The 21,388-nt window shown below is 49.3% G+C and carries 15 protein-coding genes and 1 riboswitch; of the genes, 11 read left to right on the top strand and 4 right to left on the bottom strand.

Annotation, left to right across the window (positions count from 1 at the left end):
* Positions 1-101: 101 nt before the first annotated feature.
* Genes KV201_RS10815 through KV201_RS10805 form a run of 3 tightly spaced genes read right to left on the bottom strand, consistent with a single transcriptional unit; the run spans position 102 to position 4,821 of the window.
* Positions 102-1,394, bottom strand: a complete 1,293-nt coding sequence (locus tag KV201_RS10815) for a cytochrome c (RefSeq protein ID WP_226059319.1) — start codon at positions 1,392-1,394, stop codon at positions 102-104.
* Positions 1,394-1,927 carry a (2Fe-2S)-binding protein gene (locus KV201_RS10810; RefSeq protein ID WP_006082848.1) on the bottom strand — a complete coding sequence of 178 codons (534 nt, stop codon included), beginning with the start codon at positions 1,925-1,927 and terminating at the stop codon, positions 1,394-1,396. Before KV201_RS10810 ends, KV201_RS10815 begins: the two co-directional genes overlap by 1 nt.
* Complete coding sequence (locus KV201_RS10805; protein ID WP_226059318.1) at positions 1,924-4,821, bottom strand: xanthine dehydrogenase family protein molybdopterin-binding subunit; 2,898 nt, start codon at positions 4,819-4,821, stop codon at positions 1,924-1,926. The genes KV201_RS10810 and KV201_RS10805 overlap by 4 nt, the downstream gene beginning before the upstream one ends.
* A 1,160-nt stretch (positions 4,822-5,981) precedes the next feature.
* On the opposite strand from KV201_RS10805, the gene KV201_RS10800 reads away from it, so the two are divergent.
* The 3 genes from KV201_RS10800 to KV201_RS10790 all read left to right on the top strand — a co-directional run bounded on the left by KV201_RS10800 (position 5,982) and on the right by KV201_RS10790 (position 8,236).
* Positions 5,982-6,404 (top strand): hypothetical protein, encoded by a 423-nt coding sequence (locus KV201_RS10800; protein WP_226059317.1) that lies wholly within the window; start codon positions 5,982-5,984, stop codon positions 6,402-6,404.
* A gap of 213 nt (positions 6,405-6,617) precedes the next feature.
* Entirely contained in the window at positions 6,618-7,217 is a 600-nt protein-coding gene (locus KV201_RS10795) for a hypothetical protein (protein ID WP_226059316.1), read from the top strand.
* A gap of 11 nt (positions 7,218-7,228) precedes the next feature.
* A complete protein-coding gene (locus KV201_RS10790; protein WP_226059315.1) occupies positions 7,229-8,236 on the top strand; it encodes a Kiwa anti-phage protein KwaB-like domain-containing protein in 1,008 nt (335 codons plus the stop codon).
* Between the two features lie 461 nt (positions 8,237-8,697).
* On the opposite strand, the gene metH is transcribed toward KV201_RS10790, so the two are convergent.
* Complete coding sequence (metH, locus tag KV201_RS10785; RefSeq protein ID WP_226059314.1) at positions 8,698-12,432, bottom strand: methionine synthase; 3,735 nt, start codon at positions 12,430-12,432, stop codon at positions 8,698-8,700.
* Between the two features lie 428 nt (positions 12,433-12,860).
* On the opposite strand from metH, the gene KV201_RS10780 reads away from it, so the two are divergent.
* The 8 genes from KV201_RS10780 to cobO all read left to right on the top strand — a co-directional run bounded on the left by KV201_RS10780 (position 12,861) and on the right by cobO (position 21,341).
* Positions 12,861-13,592, top strand: a complete 732-nt coding sequence (locus tag KV201_RS10780; RefSeq protein ID WP_226059313.1) for a histidine phosphatase family protein — start codon at positions 12,861-12,863, stop codon at positions 13,590-13,592.
* A 203-nt stretch (positions 13,593-13,795) separates the two neighbouring features.
* A riboswitch (cobalamin riboswitch) is annotated at positions 13,796-13,961 on the top strand.
* 99 nt (positions 13,962-14,060) lie between these two features.
* The gene (locus KV201_RS10775; RefSeq protein ID WP_226059312.1) at positions 14,061-14,954 is read left to right on the top strand and encodes an ABC transporter ATP-binding protein; all 894 of its coding nucleotides are present in this window, start codon (positions 14,061-14,063) and stop codon (positions 14,952-14,954) included.
* Positions 14,923-16,080: an iron ABC transporter permease gene (locus KV201_RS10770; protein WP_226059356.1), complete on the top strand. Its 1,158-nt coding sequence runs from the start codon at positions 14,923-14,925 to the stop codon at positions 16,078-16,080. The genes KV201_RS10775 and KV201_RS10770 overlap by 32 nt, the downstream gene beginning before the upstream one ends.
* Positions 16,081-16,245: 165 nt before the next feature.
* Complete coding sequence (cobT, locus tag KV201_RS10765) at positions 16,246-17,328, top strand: nicotinate-nucleotide--dimethylbenzimidazole phosphoribosyltransferase (RefSeq protein WP_226059311.1); 1,083 nt, start codon at positions 16,246-16,248, stop codon at positions 17,326-17,328.
* A gap of 106 nt (positions 17,329-17,434) precedes the next feature.
* Positions 17,435-18,223: an adenosylcobinamide-GDP ribazoletransferase gene (locus KV201_RS10760; protein WP_006082834.1), complete on the top strand. Its 789-nt coding sequence runs from the start codon at positions 17,435-17,437 to the stop codon at positions 18,221-18,223.
* Complete coding sequence (gene cobU / locus KV201_RS10755; RefSeq protein ID WP_226059310.1) at positions 18,220-18,846, top strand: bifunctional adenosylcobinamide kinase/adenosylcobinamide-phosphate guanylyltransferase; 627 nt, start codon at positions 18,220-18,222, stop codon at positions 18,844-18,846. The genes KV201_RS10760 and cobU overlap by 4 nt, the downstream gene beginning before the upstream one ends.
* Positions 18,847-18,920: 74 nt before the next feature.
* Positions 18,921-20,603 carry a cobyric acid synthase gene (locus tag KV201_RS10750; protein WP_226059309.1) on the top strand — a complete coding sequence of 561 codons (1,683 nt, stop codon included), beginning with the start codon at positions 18,921-18,923 and terminating at the stop codon, positions 20,601-20,603.
* Between the two features lie 114 nt (positions 20,604-20,717).
* Positions 20,718-21,341: a cob(I)yrinic acid a,c-diamide adenosyltransferase gene (cobO, locus tag KV201_RS10745; protein ID WP_226059308.1), complete on the top strand. Its 624-nt coding sequence runs from the start codon at positions 20,718-20,720 to the stop codon at positions 21,339-21,341.
* Positions 21,342-21,388: the final 47 nt, after the last annotated feature.

Below are 21,388 nucleotides of genomic sequence, written 5' to 3'. Positions count from 1 at the left end.
ATATCATTCAAGCAAAAGCCGACGCTAGCGTCGGCTTTTATTTTTAATCTTCCACATATCCATGCGGGTTTTATCTTAAATCTCCCACATACTTATGCGGGTTATTCGTGCTCGAGGATCACTTCTTTCAAGCTTTGGATGGTCTTCACATCGAGATTACCGGGTTGTGTGCTCCAGGTGAGTCTTAGGTAATTGGCTAAGTCTTTAATCTGCTCGTCGCTTAACTCATCAGCATATCCCGGCATGGCATAAAAGCTGGTGGTGAGGTTGTAATGCTGGCTCTTAATGCCTTTTAGCATCACGGCGACGATATTGTGAGGACTGGCTTTATCTAAGGTGGCGTTACCAGCCATCGCGGGGGCGACGTTGGGGCGACCTTCACCATTTTGACCATGGCAACCGGCGCAGTAACCTTTGTAGAGCGTATAGCCTGGCAGTTCAGGTTTATGGCCGTTAAAGGTGAGCGCTTGTGGTTTAATATCTTCGTCGGTATCGAGCAGATAACTGCTTACCGCGCGCATATCATCATCGGTTAAGTGGCTGAAGCTGTGATACACCACGGGATACATGCCGCCAAAGACAGTACCTTTTCGGGAATAGCCTTCAGTAAACAGCGACTTAAGATCCTCATGGGTCCAGTTCTGCCTGTTAAGCTCGGCGGGGCGAATGTCCGATGCTTCTAGCCCTTCGATAATCGCGCCCTCAAAGTGCTTGTCCTGCTCCATCGCAAACATCGTGTCTCTTGGGGTGTGGCATTCACCGCAGTGCCCTAGGGCATTGACTAAGTAATTACCGCGGTTCCAATGCTCGCTTTTTTCCTTGCTCGGGGTAAATTCCTTAGCATCGTGGGCGACTAAGTTCCAGGCTTTTAGGCCAAAACGCAGGTTAAACGGAAAGTAAACATCATTGTCGCGATTGGCTTGCTTGATGGGTTTAGTACTCATCAAATAGGCATAAATCGCCTGAGTGTCGTCGTCCGTCAGCAGGCTGTAGGACGTGTAGGGCATAGCAGGGTAGAGGTTGCCGTTGACGCCAACACCGTGGTGCATGGCATCAAAAAAGTCCTCGTAACTGTATTTGCCAATACCGGTTTCTTTATCAGAAGTGATATTGGTCGAGTACACAGCGCCAAAGGGCGTTTCGAACGGTAAACCGCCTGCGAGTTCGCGCCCGCCTACCGCAGTATGGCAGGCCACACAGTCGCCTATCTTCATCAGATACGCGCCGCGTGCGATGTCACTATTTGTTGTATTGCCACCTTCATCGGCAACGCTGCTGGAACAGGCGAGCAAACCTAGCCCTAAACTCAGGAGTAGATTGTGACTCAACAGATTTTTTATCCTACTAATATGCGGGAAATGGCGCGAGAAATGGCGCAGATTGGCTGATGTCATCACAGGGTTAGCCCCTTAGTCTTGAGGATCAGATCTTTAACCGCCGCATAGTATTTTACGTAGCCAGTACAGCGGCATACGTGTTCACTCAAGGCATCTTCAACGACTTTTTCAACTTGATCTTTAGCGATAGGTTGTCGCTCTAATCGCTCAAGCAGCGCGGTCGATTCGTTGACAAAGCCCGAGGTACACCAGCCACATTGAAACGAGAAATGTTCCAAAAAAGCCTCTTGTACTGGGCTCAGGGCGGTGATTTCGCCAAGGGAGTTTTGTCTAGCATGACCTTCGACTGTGCGGACGCGTTTACCATTAAAACGCTCAACACCATTGATGCAGGTACGCACCACTTCGCTCATGCCTTGCTCGTCATCGACGATCACAGTACAGGCGTGGCATACGCCCGCGCCGCAACCAAACTTAGTGCCTGTGAGGTTCAAGTATTCGTGTAGAAACTCAATCATCATCACACCATCGGCGACTTCAATCGGGCCTACGGCTTGGTTATTAATGGTCAGTTTAATAGACTGGCTCATGCCATGGCCTCCTTAATTTTTTTCGCTGTCATAGGTAAATCGTAAAAGCGGACATGGGTCGCTTGATACACGGCTTCAATCAGCGCCGCGACCACAGGGATCATCACCACTTCGGCGATACCTCGGCTGGGATCGTTATCAGATAACTGCGGCAATATGGTATGGCGTTGATCCCACACGCCCACATGCCGCGCTAACGGCACCTGATAGCGATTGAGGTTCCACGTACCATTGCCAGCGCCTGCTTCAAATGGCGGTAAGCCTTCATGCAGTGCATGGCCAATCCCCATCGCAAGGCCACCTTGAATTTGCCCTTCGACCAGTTCTTTCACGATCACTTTGCCTGCCTCTAACCAAGTATGAGAACTCAGCAGCGTGACTTCGCCATTGCCTTCGTTTACGGCCACTTCAACCAAAGTGGCGCAGGGGGCGTAGTAGGTCACCATGGCATTGTTTAGTTCAGCCTTGGGATAACTCATGGCTTGACGATCGATCAAGTGATAGCCATTAGACTTCATGCTGGCTTGGCGCGCTTTGATACTCATAGTCGTGTCGGAAGTTGCCGCAAACGTCGCGTTCCCTTCGCCGTATTGCAGCGCCAGCGCATCGAGTGCTAAACGTTCTTTAGTGCCAAGAATGTCGAAATCGGCTTCGGCCCAAGCCCAGCGATTAAAGGCATGGCCCATCACGCCGACCACTAAGCCCATGTCGTGGGCGCGTTTCGCGAGAATATCGATCGACAGCGGCGGAAAGCCCAAGGCGGTTAACTTGCCATCGACCCAGCGACCATCGCGGGCGTTATGCAAATTAGTCGAGCCCATTGGGGTGTTAAAATACAACTCGTTCCAAATCGATACCGCCGCAGGCCACAGGCCGTGACGGTAGATCACGTCGGCGGCGATGCGGCTGACATGGCTTTGATAATAGGCCGACATAGATGCCGACGATGCCATGGCTTTAACCGGTGTCCAGCGTGGATTGGCCGCCATTTCATCTTGGCGTTGCTGCGAAATAATATAAGGATTATCGGTTTGCACTAATTGCATCGCATCCCAAATATCCACTTCGGCGAGTTTTACCTCATCGGCAAAGTTGCCGAGGGCATCGCTGACTACAACGGCTTGGGAGGTTTGTGTCCCTGTGCCCATTTCGATAAAGCCGATTTCCAGGGTGATTTTACCGTCTTTCGCTAGGCGAACCGCCGCACTTGGCGCCGCTGCGCCCGTACCATAATCTTTGGTGGCGATACCAAAACCGACGCCGTAACGCATCCCCGGATGTTTGGCCTCATAGTCCTTTTTATTCACCGCACGGTTTTGCCACACGGGATCTTGTTCGGCCATGTCGAGCATTTCGCGGTAACGCAAAGTGCCATTAGGAATTGCGCCTTGCGTATTACGCTGGCCAGACTCCATCACGTTGGCGGCGCGCAGTTTAAAGGGATCAACCTTTAACTCGTCGGCTATCTCGTGGATCATGCATTCCATCGCCGTCATCGATTGCAGCGTGCCATAACCGCGCATCGAACCCGCATCAGGGTTACGCGACGCATAGGCGGTGGCGATAATATCGTTGCGCGGTGTGTAGTAAATGCTTTGCATCGCCGTCGCGCCAACTGAGGTTACAGAAGGAGTGAAGTTCACTCGTCCGCCGCCATCGACTGTCATCTGCGAAGTTAAGGCTTGGATTTTTAAGGTCGATTTATCCACCGCTAAGCGGCTTTTCATGATGAACGGATGACGTTTAAGCCCAGATTGGAATTGCTCGAATCTGTCATTGGCGAGTCGGATTGGCCCCTTGGCATAAATGGCCGCGAGCACGCCGTAATAGGGGAATATCGAATGGTCTTTCGCGCCAAATCCACCGCCGATATAAGGCGAGTGCACCACCAGATGTTTTACCTTGCCTGCCAGTGGGCCAGATAACAGCATGTGCACTGCCATCTCTTGAAAGTCCTGCGGCGACTGCGAGGTAATCACTGTATGGAATGTTTGGCTAGTTGCGTCATACCAGCCGTTAAAGGCTTCGGGCTCCATCATCATAGGATCGATGATCTGGGTGCGATATTCCCGCTCTAGCACTTGCCATTGTTGATTAGCTTGGGCGCTAGCAATCTGCTTATCAATCTCGCCGGCATAATAAAGCCCGCGCTCAGACACTGTCCCTTTGGCATTCGGATTGCCTAACCATTCTGGCTTGCGATCTTTTACGCTGGGGAAAAATAGCCCATCGTGGAGCGGGCTATATAAATCTTCCCTTGCGCCATTTTCACCTTCAACTCGAATAAGGCGCCAGCTGGCGTAGGGGTCTTTGGTGTCCGACACAAACGGCGTTTGCTCACCAAAGCGCAGTAAGGTCTGGTCAAATTGCAGTAAGGACTTAGCTTGCTTAAAGGCGGGGAAACTGTCGAACAATAATATTGCCACCGCATGACCTAAGTAGTCGGCGGTTTGCCCTTCGGCCAGTAACATGTTGTCACCGTAAAAATCGGGCAGCTTGACCTTATCGCGGGCCAGATCGGCCGCAGTGATCACTTTATAGGGCTTAGCCGACGCGGGCAGGTGGTCGAGGGAAAAGCCTTGATAAACATGGGATGCATCGGCGGCGCGTAGGATAAAAGCGTAACCTTGCTGCTTGGGCCAGCCCTCCATGTCCATAGCGCGGTAATCACGGCCATAGACCTTTTGGCCTGTGACCTTCGCTATGCCATCGTTACGAAACTTAGGTTTGGATTGACCATTAACCTGAGTTTGCCATTGGGCTGCCAGTTCAGGTGAGACAATTGCCGCATTCGCGCGACTCATTTCCCACAACAAAGGGGCCGAATATACGGCAACCCCGCCAATCACACATTGCTTGATAAAGGTCCGGCGTGATGTATTAGATGGTTCCATATCTCAACCTCAGTTGTGCTTCCGTGTCATATCAGCCGCGCTGCTTGGTATCGCCCGATATAGGCTTGTTGTCGATCGACTTTTTATTGATTGTTGCGACATAACTTTGATAAACACTGAATGTAAATTTACATTAGCCACGTTAGCATGTAGGGCTGAAAATGCAAATTTAGGCGGTTAATTGTCGCAGTTTTAACCAAGCTAAATTCGTGTGTAGCACCTGTGTTATCAGGCTTCTACAGTGATGTTCGCTCTGTGATTCAACTCAGTTACGTTATGGCTGAATTTTGCTCAGCGCCCTTTGCTTAGTCCCCCTTTGCTAATGCGTTCACTGAACCCATTTTCGTATGTCAAAATTGGCTCGCTTGCCAAAATAAGACCGCCTGACACAGCGAGACTTCATGCCACTGCAAGATCAAGAGATAGTGCTATTTGATGGCGACAGGTTTAGTCATATACATTCATACCCATATCGTTAAATCAGTGTTTGCTTAATTACTTGATTTGTAATGCTAAAGTTATAGACAAGTGTACGCTATGTCGCTATCTTAGGTTTTTAACAAGGATGAGCTTTAATCGCGTACCCGCGATTCGAGTCACTTGCATCAGGACGATGTGTCTTTTCTCTTTCTTAGATACCCAACTCCTCCTGCAAGTTCGTGAATATGCTTTGGCACTTATTTTCTTGTTGCTCTGTGTTTGTAGCACTGTACTGAGTGTTATGGGTTAACCGTTTCGCGTTGAGTTCGTTGAGTTAATGCGGCCTAACGGCCGATGTTAATCAAGGTCGTGGGTCTTCAACCCACACCCGACCAAGAGGGGATCAACAGCAATTCCCTCTTGGATCTCCCTTGCCGCCCCCAACGGAGTTGAAAGCCCCTTGTGCTCATTGGCAAATTTGCTATCGCTTCCGAAGGATGCGTCCCTGCACCTGCGAAAGCTAGCTCGCCATCCATGGCGAGACTCACGCAATTTGCCTATTCGCCCTGCGGCAACTCCGAGGGGAAATGTATTCTGCGGCTACTGTGTTCGCTTAGTGTTTGGTGTGATTAAAGTTTTGATACTGGGCTTCATAGGTGCAGTCAGCAACATCTTAATGTTGCTCGGATTTTAACGGCATAAATCGCATTTTTATCGGTAATGGACTTTGGAAGTTAGGGATGAAATCAGTTTTACAAATTACGTTGGGTATCTTGTTAGCGGGTTTGGTCACTTTATTAGTGCGAATTGGCTATTTGAGTTATGTCGAATACCGCCTGACACAAGGGCTTAATGAGTTTGCTATGCAACAAAAGCAAACGGAACTTGCTCGCCAGCAGGCTGCGAAAGATCGCCAGCTTGCTGAGTACCAAATTCAGCAAGAGTTACAGCAAAATGCGGCTGAAAAATCCAGACTAGCCAAGCAAAACGAGGCCGCTCGATTACGCAAAGCCGAAGCATGGCGCAAGTATTATCTAGTCCCCGAAGACTGTAAAAACTTTAAGTCCGACGAACACATGGTTAACTGCATCAACCACAAAGCCGATGCAAAAGCAGAATTTGATAGAGCGTACGATTCAGGGGAATTGGTACTGCCGAAGTAAAGTAATCGATATTTAAAGCGCGAAAATAGAGGCCGCCATATTTTTTGAGTATGGAAGTGATGGCTGTACTATCCTTGCCAACAACTACTTGAATAAAAAAGGAAAGCGCATTATGTTATTGTTTTATATTGGGTGGACGGATTTGTTCTATAGATATAGACAAGTCTTCGATATATAATTAAATTCAATAAAATAGATAAATTTCAGGTGCAAATGATTAAGGATGCCAATCAAGAGATCTCTGTAAAGCTGTGGGCTGAGATAGTAATTTTTATCTCTTCATACTTCCCGTTATTTTTAATACTGTATATTAGGGATATCAATGACTGTGTGGGCTTGGAGATGTTTTATCTTGGCTCAGGAATTTATGTCAGACCAGTAGCGGTTGGTGCTCTCTTTGTATCTGGAATTTGTTTCTTAATTGTATCAGAGAGTCTTTCTAGAGTTTTTTCAGGTAAAAGAGGAGGAGAACCTGTTGTTATAATTGCTTCATCAAGCCAAAAAGGGGATATGATTAATTATACAATCCCGTTTTTAATTGGTCTTTTTGCTTTTAACTATAGCGACATTCAAAACATTGCTTCGCTTGTTGTTTTTCTTGTTTTCATGTTTGCATTTATCAAGAAAAATGAGAGTATATTTTTTAATCCGATGCTATTGCTTCTAGGTATTAGACTGTATCAAGTTGAGTATCAGCATGTCGGTAGTAATTTGAAACAAATCGAGTGCGCTTTATGTAAAGGTATTCCTCAAAAATCTTCTGCTATAGTCAATATGAAAGTTGTTGTAGGAATTCGATTTTTATTTAAATGATATAGGTGAACATGAATAATCAAGTTGGTAATGCCGAGCAGGTAGCAGTGGAGCGTGCGATTGAAATTGCAATGTTAAGACATCTTAAAGGTCTTGACTTCACTGGAGCCACTGTAAATATCTTTGTTACAACCGCATCAACTCGTTCAAAAGATAATAGGGTTAACTCTCTTTATCGTCTTGTATCTCAAGCGCCTATAAAAGATATGATGAAGGATGCTGTTAGTGATTCTATTAATGAGACTGATGACTTAATCGCATATAAATACATCAACACATTAGACGATGCTAAATATATCTATGTAGATTCTGATATCACGGGAGTAGATCAGTTTATTGACTCAATTGAGAACCAAGTAATTCCTCAAATTAAGGATAAGGGAGAGTTGAACGATAAGAATATGTATATTTTGCAAGTCGTTTTACATAGCGGTGAAAAAATATATGCATTTAAGTACATATCCTCGGTCTGGTCAGTAAAGAACGCAAATCAATCGTATTTGAAGTTGGATATGTTAGATGGTGATCTCGTTGCAGATGTAGCACAAAACACTGGTTTTAGAATTTATAAAAGTATTGATTATCTATGCTACAAAAGCGTTGTATATATCAAAGCAGTAACCAATTTCGAAACCTCCCTGAATTTCCATGAGAGACTGCAAGCTCAACGTGATCTGGCAATGAAGTCTATCAGTGAAAGCCCATTATTTGTCGAAAGTAAAGCAAATGCATTACAACAAGCAGTAGGCAAAAACAAAAACTTCATGAGACAGCTGGCCTCTGTCGCCGCAAAAGGTTATTACACCGATGAAGAGTGGTTAGGGAAGCTAAAAGTCGCCGCCCAAGAGGCTGGTGATTGGCTCATTGAGTTTGATCAAAATGGTGCAATTATTATTAAAGATGATACAGAGTACCTACAGGAACTATTAACACTGCTACAAAATAAACGTGTAAAGACAATTGTTGATGGTGAGGTATGTGATGTAAACGGCGAGCTCATACCAAGGGTTGCCCAGTAATATATAGGGATTGGACAAGCAAAGCCCTTCATTGCTAAAAATTAACTCTAATGCCACAGAAGTTCACCGATCCCCTGCGAAGTTGCTGAAGGGCGTTGAAGAAAATAGCGTGACGCAGACAGGACGTCTGCGTAGCTTTCGGGGTACAGGATGTACCATCGGAAGCGTTAGCGATTTTCGAATAAGCACGAAGCCAGTATTCAATGCATGTAACTTCGCTAGGGGCGGCAAGGGGAGATGCAAGAGGGGGATTGCTGTTGATCCCCTTCTTGCCCTGGTGTGGAATGGAATTCCACGACTTTGATTTTTTATTTTGATTTTAAAGTTAGACATTAAAACCAAAAATAAGGGGCTTCGACTCAGCCCCTTAATTCCAAATTTTGCCTAATTTCCCAAGTGAAACTTGGGCATTAACGAGTACCAATGATTACTCTGGGTCACTCCCTATTCAGGATCGCTGATTATTCAGGATCATAATCCAACACTGGCGCCAGCCACTTCTCCGTCTCTGCGACAGTCATCCCTTTACGCTTGGCATAATCTTCCACTTGATCTCGGCCGATGTTACTCACGCCAAAGTAGCGGGATTTCGGGTGGGCGAAATACCAGCCCGATACTGCCGCTGTGGGGAACATGGCGTAGCTTTCGGTGATGTTCAAGTCGATAGTCTCATCGGGCTTGAGCAAGTCCCATAACAAGCCTTTTTCTGTATGATCTGGGCATGCTGGGTAACCCGGTGCGGGGCGTATGCCTTTGTATTTCTCACGGATTAAGGCTTCGTTGCTTAACTGCTCGTCGGCCGCATAACCCCAAAACTCTTTACGTACCCGCTCGTGCATCCGCTCGGCAAAGGCTTCGGCCAAACGGTCGGCTAAGCATTTGAGCATGATGGCGTTGTAGTCGTCGTGGTTGGCTTCAAAACGTGCCACATGTTCGTCTATGCCGTGGCCCGTGGTCACCGCAAAGCCGCCCATGTAATCGGCGACGCCTGAATCTTTTGGCGCGACAAAGTCGGATAGGCAGAAGTTGTCGTTACCGACACGCTCAAGCTGCATCCGCAGGTGATGTGTGGTCATTTCAACTGTGGTGCGCGACTCATCGGTATACAGCTCAATGTCGTCGTAATTGACGGTATTGGCAGGGAATAAGCCGATAACCGCTTTCGCCGTGAGCCACTTTTCTTCGATGATTTGTTTGAGCATGGCCTGACCATCGGCGAACAGCTTTTGCGCTTCTTCACCGACCACTTTATCGGTGAGGATTTCAGGGTAGTGGCCGTGCAGTTCCCACGAGCGGAAAAACGGTGTCCAGTCGATACGCTCGACTAAGTCTTCTAACGGATAATTATCAAATACTTGGCGCCCGAGCACGTTTGGCGTGAACGGGGTGTAGTTCGCCCAATCGTGTTGGCAGCGGTTATCGCGCGCCGCTTCGATTGACACTATCTCTTTGCGCTTGGCTTGGGATAAACGCTTAGTGCGCATGTCGTCGTATTCGGCATAGGTTTCGTCTATGGTCGCTTGGCGAGTCTCGTTGTTGATGAGCTTACTCACCATTGGCACGGCGCGGGACGCATCGGCAATATAGATAGCGCCATGGGGATAATGGGGCGCAATTTTCACCGCTGTGTGGATTTTCGAGCAAGTTGCACCGCCGATAATCGCCGGAATGGTTAAGCCTTCGCGGTGGAAGGTTTTCACGTTATGCACCATCTCGTCCAGACTCGGCGTGATGAGCCCCGACATGCCGATGATATCGATATTGTGTTCTTTCACTGCGTCGAGAATTCGCTCCACCGACACCATCACGCCTAAATCGAATACCTCAAAACCGTTACAGGCGAGCACCACGCCGACGATATTTTTGCCGATATCGTGCACGTCACCTTTTACTGTCACCATCAAAATCTTGCCATTAGATTGGCCTTCGACCTTTTCCAGCTCGATATAGGGGTTCAAGTAAGCCACGGCTTTTTTCATTACTCGCGCCGATTTCACCACCTGCGGCAGGAACATCTTGCCCGAGCCGAACAAGTCGCCGACCACGTTCATGCCGTCCATCAAGGCGCCTTCAATCACATCCAGCGGACGTTTCGCTTCTTGGCGAGCGGCTTCGGTATCTTCATCGATAAATTCGGTAATGCCTTTCACTAGCGCATGGGATAAGCGTTGGCTCACTGGCCAGCTGCGCCATTCTAAATCTTCTTTCTTACCGACCTGCGCACCATCACCGCGGAATTTCTCCGCGATTTCAAGTAACTGCTCGGTATTGCTCGAGCCTTCAACTGGGCAGGGCAAGTTAAGCACCACGTTTTCGACCCGTACTTTAAGCTCAGGATCGATATCGTCGTAAATGGCTAATTGGCCCGCGTTGACAATGCCCATGTCCATGCCGACTTTGATGGCGTGGTACAGGAATACCGCGTGAATCGCCTCGCGTACTGGGTTGTTACCGCGGAACGAGAACGACACATTCGACACACCGCCCGAAATCATTGCGTGGGGCAGGGTGGCTTTAATCGCTTTGATGGCATCAATAAAATCGACTGCATAGTTGTCGTGTTCATCGATACCTGTGGCGATGGCGAAAATGTTCGGGTCGAAGATGATGTCTTCTGGCGGAAAGCCGACCTTATCAACCAGCACCCTATAAGCGCGGGTACAGATTTCGATTTTACGCGCCTTGGTATCGGCCTGACCTTGTTCGTCGAACGCCATGATAATGGCCGCCGCGCCGTAGCGTTTCACCAGTGTTGCTTGCTCGATAAACTTGGCTTCGCCTTCTTTGAGGGAAATCGAGTTAACTATGCCTTTGCCTTGAATACATTTTAGGCCAGCTTCGATCACTTCCCATTTGGATGAGTCGATCATAATTGGCACACGGCTGATGTCGGGCTCAGAGGCAATCAAGTTTAAAAACTTGTGCATGATCTCGGCGCCATCGAGCATGCCTTCGTCCATGTTGATGTCGATGATCTGCGCGCCGCTTTCGACCTGCTCGCGAGCCACATCGAGCGCTTGCTCAAACTTACCGTCTTTGATCAGCTTTAAAAACTTGGCTGAACCTGTGACGTTGGTGCGCTCACCCACGTTAACGAACAGGGATTGGGCGTCGATAGTCAGTGGTTCCAAACCGGCAAGGCGGCAGGCTACGGGGATATCGGGCAAGACGCGCGGGTTATGTCTGTCGACCGCTTCGCGAATAACGCGGATATGTTCAGGCGTACTACCACAGCAACCACCGATAATATTGAGCATGCCTTCGCGCGCCCAATCTTCAATCACGTTCGCCATGTCCTCTGGGGTTTCATCATAGCCGCCAAACTCGTTCGGCAGGCCCGCGTTCGGATGCGCCGACACATAACATTCGGCTATACGGGATAATTCTTCGACGTACGGGCGCAGCTCTTTTGGCCCGAGTGCACAGTTAAGACCGATAGATAACGGCTTGATATGGCGCAGGGAATTATAAAAAGCTTCGGTGGTTTGGCCGGTAAGGGTGCGGCCTGAGGCATCGGTAATGGTGCCCGAAATCATGATCGGTAATCTGTCTTTAGAATGCTGACCAAATAAGTCATCAAATACCGATTCAATCGCAAACAGTGCGGCCTTGGCGTTTAAGGTATCAAATATGGTCTCGACCATAATGATATCCGCGCCGCCTTCAATCAGCGCCTTAGTGGATTCTCGGTAAGCGCTCACTAACTCATCGAAGCTGACATTGCGATAGCCAGGGTCGTTCACATCGGGGCTGATCGAACACGTACGGTTAGTGGGGCCTAACACACCAGCGACGTAACGTGGAATGCCTGTGGCAGCAAACACTTCATCACAGGCTTCACGGGCAAGACGGGCACCGGCTAAGTTAATTTCGGCGGACAACGACTGCATGTCATAGTCGGCCATGGCGATAGTCGTAGCATTAAAGGTGTTGGTTTCAATGATGTCGGCACCGGCGTTTAAGTAGTCGGTGTGAATTTGTTTGATGATGTGGGGTTGCGACAACACCAATAAATCGTTGTTGCCTTTGACGTCAGTGTGCCAATCTTTAAAGCGTTCGCCGCGATAATCCTCTTCTTCGAGCTTGTGGTCTTGGATCATTGTGCCCATGGCACCGTCTAAGATTAGAATGCGCTCAGCAAGCTGTTTACGAATGTCTGCCAATATCTGGCCGGCTTTGGTAGAGGGTATCGTCATAAATAATTACCTTAAATACAGCTAAGTTAAGTCCAAGCATCGACCCTTGTTATGCTAAGTGCAGGGTAAAGCGTGTTGTGCAGTCCAGATATCGGCTCTCGTTATCGACCCTAGTTAGGCTAAGTGCACTTTATTCTGGTCGGTCGACATGTTGACTACTCGTTTTAGTTATTTATCGTTAGAGTTTAGTTTTGGACATTTAAACGTATAGACGTCCATAATACGCGACTTATGATTGTCAGGGCAAGGTCAAAATTGACTGACGACAATTGAGTCCTATCACCACTTTTCACCCAGTTTAACGGCTCTTTTTTTAGGGCTAGTTGTAGAGCTAGTTGCAGGGCTAGGGCGTAATTGAGTATATAGGACGACGGGTCTAATGTGGGCTTTCAACAAAATGTGCCACGAGTGATAGACATAGGAATACGATGAAACAAGTTCGATTGTTATTGTTACGCCACGGCGAGTGTGAAGGCGGCGCCATTTTACGCGGCCGTGTGGATGTGCCTTTAAGCGAAAAGGGCTGGCAGCAAATGTCGGCAGCGGTTGAGGCGCAGGCCAGCGTGTGCAGTGCGATTTATAGTTCGACTTCACGCCGCTGCGGCGAATTTGCCCAAGCCTTTGCCGCCGAGCTGCATTCGACGGCGGCGTTGGTATCAGAGTCAAGGCCATTGCAGGCGCAGTTTTTCTCGGGTTTACAAGAAATCGACTTTGGCGATTGGGACGGTTGTCGACTCGATGAGCTGTATCAGCAAGAGGGCGAACGCTTAGCGGCCTATTGGCAAAACCCTTGGCAAACACCGCCGCCCAATGGTGAGACTATGGCAAGCTTCGAGTCGCGGGTGAATGTCGCCATTGACCAGATACTCGCCGCCGAGTTTGAACGATTGACAGTTGACTCACAAAACGCCGAGCTGGCTGTGGGCGCTAGCGTGGGTGTGAGCTTGAGTGCGGGCGAACTGGCTGCCAAAGTATGGGTGGTGACTCACGGCGGAGTGATCCGTCACTTAATGGCGCGCGCCCTTGGGGTTGAACGGGCGGTGGGCTTTTACAGTCAACTCGATTTACCCGTGGCGGCCGTGGTGAGCATTAATGTGCTGCAGGATGAGCACGGCGTTTGTTACTGGCGTTTAGATTGGCCGAGCGGACGCTGCGAGTGATCCGCGTTGCCCTAAGGTGAAGATTTTTCTTGTCTTAGCAGCGTGATTGTCGATTGCCAATTAAGGTAAATATAGGATAATGCTTTTTCCTGACGTCCCCGATGCACACGGCCTTGCAAGGCTGGTGGCAGTGTACCGGATGACGTCACAGAAATAGGTGTTGGGAGTTTTGAGCGGTGCAAGGGTGTTCTGTGGCAGTTATGGCCGAGGCACGCTGCAAAGGCTTGAAATCAATCTCAACATAATAGGGAATCGGGGAGCTGCTCGTCAGTCAGCCCGAACTGTGCCCGCAACTGTGAGTGACTTTTTATATTGTTTTCAATAGAAAAGTGACGAGTCAGGAGACCTGCCTATTTCTGTTATCGCTGCGTGCAGCCTTAGTTCTCGAGCGGGTGACTCGAGGGAGCCGATGACAATGTGCACAACCTTTTTTTATTCAGGTTTGGACTCGCTAGGAGCACCACTTTGGTGAAACTCTCTGCCATCCAAACGAGCCATGCTTTGAATGACAGCGACACTCGCCCATCAGCGAGCCAGACGGCCGCGCTCGATGTCAGCCAGTTAAGCTGGTGTATCGATGGCAAAACCATTCTTTCCAATATTAACTTTGCGTTGCCAACGGGGCAGATGTTGGGTTTGATTGGGCCTAACGGTGCGGGTAAGTCTAGCTTGCTACGCTGTTTGTATCGGTTTGTTCGCCCGACTCAGGGCAAAATTACCCTGTTTGATCAAGATATTGAGCGTTTATCGCCCAAGGCGTTTGCCTGCCGTGTCGCTGTAGTGCAGCAAGACACGCCACATTATTTTGACCTAACCACAGAGCAATTGGTCAGCATGGGCTTAACGCCGCATAAGGGCATGTTCGATACCAATTCGAGCTGTGACGGCGAGCGCATTGCAAAGGCTCTAGAGAAAGTCGGCCTGAGCCATAAGATGCACCAACAGTACGAGCACTTATCCGGCGGTGAAAAGCAGCGTGCCTTGATCGCCCGCGCCATAGTGCAGCAGCCGCAACTGTTGATCCTCGACGAGCCAACCAACCACCTCGATGTGCGTTATCAAATTCAAATCCTCGAATTAGTGCGTAGCCTTGGCATCAGCGTGATTGCCTCCATTCACGATCTCAATTTAGCCAGCGCCCTGTGCGACAGTTTGTTGTTGATCCATAACGGTGAAGTTAGCGCTATGGGCACGCCAACCGAGGTATTAACCGAAGCGCGAATTGGCGATGTGTTCGGCGTTTGCGCTCAGGTGTCGACCCATCCACAACATAAAAAGCCCTTAATCAGCTACTTTTATGGCTACCATGATTCGACGCACAACATGGCTGATGCTTTGGCTGAGCGAGGCAAGGGCGGATGATTCAGGGAGTAAACAGCATTTCATCTCACATTTGGGGCGTATCGTGACACCTTTGACGAGACAACAACTGATGCTGGTCGCATTAGGCATAATCACTTTGATAACCCCCATTGCCGCCACGAGTTTTGGCGCGGCGAACATCAGTTTTATGGATGTTATCCAAGTGTTTATCAATAAAATGGCCAACCTCACTCAAGCCAATGGCATGACGGAGCGCATCGTGATGGAGCTCAGACTGCCGCGTATTTTACTGGCCTTTGTGGCGGGTGCGGGCTTGTCTTTGGCGGGCAGCGTGCTGCAAACCGTGACCCGCAATCCACTGGCCGACCCTTATTTGTTTGGCATTAGCTCAGGCGCGTCCTTTGGCGCTGTGGTGATGTTGACGTTATTCACGGGCTCTGGATTTTTTGAGAATGCGGGTGTGGCGGCGAACTCGGGGATTTTTAGTGGTTCGGGCGCCTTGTCGGGTTTGCTTTGGTTTAGCTTGCCCTTCGGCGCTTTTATTGGCGCCAGTTTGTCGGTACTGATAGTGCTGGCCTTGTCTGGCCTTGGGCTCAATAGCCAAGTGGAACGCATGTTGCTCTCAGGCGTGGCGACCTCCTTTATGTTCGGCGCGCTAACGAGTCTGCTGCTGTATTTCGCCAGTCCGCAGGCGACGGCTTCTGTGCTGTTTTGGAGTTTAGGCAGTTTCGCTAAGGCCAGTTGGTCCTTGCTAGTGCTGCCAACACTGGTGATTGGCGCGAGTTTGTTCATTATTTTAGGCATGAAACGGCAGATCATGGCGTTGCAAGCGGGGGATGAAACGGCGCATACCTTAGGGGTGAATGTGCCTAAGTTGCGACTCAATATGCTGCTGCTCTGCTCCTTGATTACCGCGATTTTGGTCGCTACCTGCGGCGGGATTGGGTTTGTCGGTTTGATGATCCCCCACACAGTGCGCATGCTGTTTCCCGGTCGTCAGCCGATTATATTAACGGCGCTGGTGGGCGGATTATTTATGGTGTGGATTGATGTGCTGGCGCGCTGTTTATTGGGCAATCAAGAGTTGCCCGTGGGGATTATCACGGCGGCCATAGGTAGCATGTTCTTTTTGCTGATTTTGCGTAAACGCAGAGTCATGCCGTAAGCACCTAGTCAGAACGTAATCCTAGAGTCATCTAGCAAGCGCAGACTGGCGGGATAATCAGCATTTTTGTTGATATCTGCCCCGCGATTGGAAATGCAAAATTGGACATGTTAGTCATAGACGCAGGATGCGTTGTGGTTATTTAAGATAATAAGTGGAGTGTGGATGTCTCAGTCAGCCGTGTCTTTTCAAATCAGCCCTGTGAGTAAAACGCAGGATCCGCTGATCCAGCAAAAAATTGATCTTAAGACTAAGCCGCCCGGCGCCTTAGGTCAGCTCGAATCCTTAGCCTTACAGATTGCCCGCGTGCAAGCGACTGATTTGCAACAAACGGATCAGCCACAAAATACTGTGTTGAAAATCGTTCATCCAACCATGTTAGTGTTTGCGGGTGATCATGGTATTGCCGCAGAAGGCGTGTCGATTGCCCCTAGCGAAGTGACGCGCCAAATGGTGCAAAACTTTGCCCATGGCGGCGCGGCGATTAACGTCTTTTGTCGGCAGGTGGGCTTTACGCTCGAAGTGATCGATTGCGGTATTTTAACGCCAGTCGAAGGGGTTGAAGGCATTATCGATCAACGTCTTGGCGCGGGCACAGGGGCGATTCATTTAGAACCCGCGATGGCGCTGGAAACCGTCGATAAAGGCTTTGCGATGGCGCGCGATTTGATTGAACGTCACCATCAAGCAGGTTGTAACTTAGTTGCCTTTGGCGAAATGGGCATAGGCAATACCTCGGCGGCGGCGGCCATTATGGCGGCGATCATGCAGCTCGACGTGATTGATTGTGTCGGCCGTGGCACGGGCATCAATAGCGAAACCTTAGAACGTAAACTGATGCTTATTGAGCTGGCGTTATTGCTGCATCAAAGCGCCTTAACTGGGCCAAAATCAGTGTTAGCTTGCCTAGGTGGCTTTGAAATTGTGCAGATGACGGGGGCTATATTAGCGGCTGCCGAGCGCAAAATGCTGGTGGTTGTGGACGGTTTCATTGCTACTGCGGCAGCATTAGTCGCGGTGCAAATCGCCCCCAATGTGCGTGATTATTTGATTTTTGCCCACCAGTCAGACGAGCAAGGCCATCAGCGGATGTTAGAATTTTTGCAGGCGAAACCTTTATTATCACTCGGGCTAAGATTAGGCGAAGGTACGGGCGCAGCTCTGGCGTTGCCGCTTATTCAAGCCTCAGTAAATTTTTACAATCAAATGGCGAGTTTTAGTGATGCGGGGATTGAGGCTGTTGTATGATGTGCTCTGCTAAGTCGCTTATTTTACTTATTTAAAATAATAACTTTTTAGCCAACCGTTTTAATCTTAAACCTTGCAGCAAGTGTTAATTCACTAAGGATGCTTTATGTCAGAACGCGAAAGCTGGCACAAAGAGATAGATTTGTTTTTAGTTGCCATGGGCTATTTTACCCGCATTCCTATGCCTAAATGGGTCGAAGTCGATAGCGATAAGTTGAATAAGGCCAGCCGTTATTTCGGTCTCGTCGGTCTTTTGGTCGGCCTGTTAAGTGCCATTGTATTTTGGCTGACGCAGAACTGGCTCCCCGCCGGCGTCTCTGTGCTGTTAGCTATGTTGGTTGGCGTCTTGCTCACGGGCGGATTTCACGAGGATGGCCTAGCCGATACCTTCGACGGTTTTGGCGGTGGTTGGACGGCGGAAGACAAGCTACGGATCATGAAGGACTCGCGCCTTGGCAGTTATGGCGCACTGGCGTTGATGTTGGCCCTGCTGCTGAAATGGCAGTTGCTAGTCGAGTTGGCGCTGTACGATCCTGTGGTGGCGGGCTCGGCGCTTATCGTCGCGCACACAGTGAGCCGCGTGGTATCAGCCAGTATTATCTTTAGTGAAAAATATGTCCGCGATGACGAGACCAGTAAGTCTAAGCCGCTATCGCAACATCAAGGCATTAATGAGCTGCTTATCCTGATCGCCAGCGGCGTATTAGTGTTGTTATTCCTCAAGGGGTTAGCGGCATTGTCATTGCTATTGGTGATGATAGGACTGCGCCGTTTGATCATAGTGATCTTTAGACGCCAGATTGGCGGTTACACGGGTGATACCTTAGGCGCGGCGCAGCAAATAGCTGAAATCGTGTGTTATTTTGTATTGCTCGTTGTGGGTAACATACTGTGATCCATCTCGTCCTAGGCGGCGCCCGTAGTGGTAAGAGTCGCTACGGTGAAGCCTTAGTGCGCCAGTACACAGCGCTCGGCTTTGATGCCTGCTATGTGGCCACGGCGCAGGCGCTGGATGATGAAATGGCGACCCGTATCGCCAAACATCAAGCGGGACGAACGGACGATGGTATCGAATGGCAATTGTTTGAAGAATCGCTCGCCCTTACGGCACTGTTAAAGCGCTTAGCAAAACCTGGGCGAGTGATTTTAGTGGACTGTTTAACTCTTTGGTTGACCAATCAATTACTTGCATCCAGCGCCAAGATTGATGATGAACCCGCGCCGACTGAGTGGCATGCGACTGACTTTGCCGTTTCAACCTCTGCTACTTCAACCTCTAACGATGAAGCTCTGGCGAGTTGGCAGGCAGAGAAAAGCGCTTTTGTGGATTCCCTTGCTGAGCTAGAAGGTGTGGTGGTGTTGATCAGTAACGAAGTGGGCTCAGGTATCGTGCCCTTAGGTGAATTGAGCCGACAATTTGTTGATGAAGCGGGCTGGTTAAACCAAGCCGTAGCCGCCTTGGCTGACAATGTCACCTTAGTGGTCGCGGGTTTATCCTTGGCACTCAAACCACTGTAATCTAAATCAGTTAAGTGATATTTAGACTGAGCTTTTATCTTTATCCCTGCAAACTAGAATAAGTTTTTAACCCTATGCCCTCTTCAAACACAGACAACACAGGCTGTGCAACTGCACTCGATACCGCTAACGCTTTAGCTATTCATTCTGCTGCTAATCTTGCGGTGAATCCCGCAGTGAATAGACCTGCGGTTAATTCGCTTCGACGCGCAAAAGTCTTGATGGTGCAGGGCACAACGTCCGATGCGGGTAAAAGCACCTTAGTGGCGGGGATTTGTCGTTTGCTCGCCCGTCAAGGCGTAAAGGTTGCGCCCTTTAAGCCGCAAAACATGGCGCTCAATAGCGCGGTGACTATTGATGGCGGCGAGATTGGCCGCGCACAGGCGTTGCAAGCCGCGGCCTGTTACCTTGAGCCCCATACCGATTTTAATCCTATTCTGCTTAAACCTAGCTCGGACACGGGCGCGCAAATTATCGTTCACGGCAAAGCCCTGACAACGCTGGAAGCCTCGGCCTTTTTTGGGCCTAAATCTAAGGATTACAAGGCAATGGCGCTCTGTGCTGTGCTGGAATCCTTCGAGCGATTAAGTGGCCAGTATCAAACCATAGTGGTGGAAGGCGCGGGGAGTCCGGCGGAGATCAATCTGCGCGAGGGCGATATTGCCAACATGGGATTTGCCGAAGCTGTGGATTGCCCTGTGATCATCATTGCCGATATCGACAAGGGCGGCGTATTTGCCCATTTGGTCGGGACGCTGGCGCTGTTATCTGAGTCTGAACAGGCGCGGGTAAAGGGCTTTGTGATCAATCGTTTCCGTGGCGATATTAGCCTATTGCAATCTGGCCTCGATTGGCTTGAAGCTTATACGAACAAGCCTGTTTTAGGTGTGTTGCCTTATCTGCATGATTTACATCTCGATGCCGAAGATGCGCTGATAAGCTCGCCATCTAAAGGCGCTAACAGCCGCTTAAAAGTGCGGGTATTAGTGTACCCAAGGATCAGTAATCACACGGATTTTGATCCGCTGCGGCTGCATCCCGATATCGATTTTGACTATGTGTCGTTGCAAACCCAAGCCGCGAGTCAAGCCATTCATTTGCCCGCCGCCGATTTATTGATCTTGCCCGGCAGTAAGAATGTGCGCGCCGATTTGGCCTTTTTACGCCAGCAAGGTTGGGATAAGGATATCGCTACACATCTGCGTTACGGCGGGAAAGTGCTCGGCATTTGCGGCGGTTACCAAATGTTAGGCCAAAGCATTGCCGATCCCTTAGGGATTGAAGACAGTGCGGGCGATACCGAAGGACTTGGCTACTTACCATTGAGCACAGAACTGAAAGTCGATAAACAGTTACGGCGGGTGAGCGGTGAGCTAACGTTACTTGGGCAAACAGTTGCTGTGCAGGGCTATGAAATCCACTGCGGCGAATCACGTTATCTTATCCCTAGGTTTGAACAAGCGAATCCGCCCTTGCAGTTAATCCCAGAATCGACATCATTAACCGCGCCAGCGATGAGTTTTGCCGATGGCCTGCAAAGCGATGACGGGCAAATCTTAGGTACTTATTTACACGGGCTGTTTGATAGCCCTGATGCCTGTCAGCTGATCCTGCGCTGGGCGGGATTAAACGATGCTAAGACCATCGATATCAATCAAATACGTGAGCAGCAACTCGAGCGTTTAGCCGATGTGTTAGCCGAGCATCTAGATATGCAAAAATTACAGACTATTTGGGATGCCGCAGTTCAGCGTTGAATTCGGCAAAGAATGGATATTGTGAGAGCGGCATTTACAAACTAACCATTTGCCGCTGTCTATTGAACCATTTATAAAAGCATACATTTTTAGCAGCAGAGTGAAGAGAAGACCATGACAGCACAAAACGACAATGAACAAGCGCAAATCAAGGCCGAACGCCACAAGGTTCGCCAACAAAAAGTGAAAGCCGGTGTGGATGCTAAAATTGCCGCCGCCCAAGAAGAAAAGGGCATTTTGCTGGTATTAACCGGTAACGGCAAAGGTAAATCGACCTCTGGTTTTGGCACCGTTGCCCGCGCCGTCGGTCACGGAAAAAAAGCCGCAGTTGTACAATTTATCAAAGGCACCTGGGAGTGCGGTGAGCGTAACTTACTCGAAGGCGCAGGGGTTGAGTTCCATGTGATGGGCACAGGTTTTACCTGGGAAACCCAAGATAAAGAAAAGGATACTGCCGCTGCTGTGCTCGCATGGGAAGCCGCCGAAAAGCTGCTGCAAGATGAGAGCATAGATTGCGTGATGCTCGATGAACTCACCTATATGGTGAGCTATCACTATCTGGATGTGGAACGCGTGCTCAATGCACTCAAAAATCGTCCACCCATGCAGCATGTGATTATTACGGGCCGCGCTTGTCATCGCGCTATTATCGAGCTGGCTGATACTGTCAGCGAAGTGCAGCCGCTGAAACACGCCTTTGAAGCGGGTATCAAGGCACAGCAAGGTTTTGATTACTAATCGAACTTGGTAAAAGTTGGCGCATAAGCGACTATCTGTTATTGGCT

Origin of the sequence: Shewanella sp. SR1, assembly GCF_020447145.1 — a bacterium.
Lineage (GTDB): Bacteria > Pseudomonadota > Gammaproteobacteria > Enterobacterales > Shewanellaceae > Shewanella > Shewanella baltica.
The sequence above is the reverse complement of the archived record's forward strand: the minus strand, read 5'-3'. Positions and strand labels throughout refer to the sequence as shown.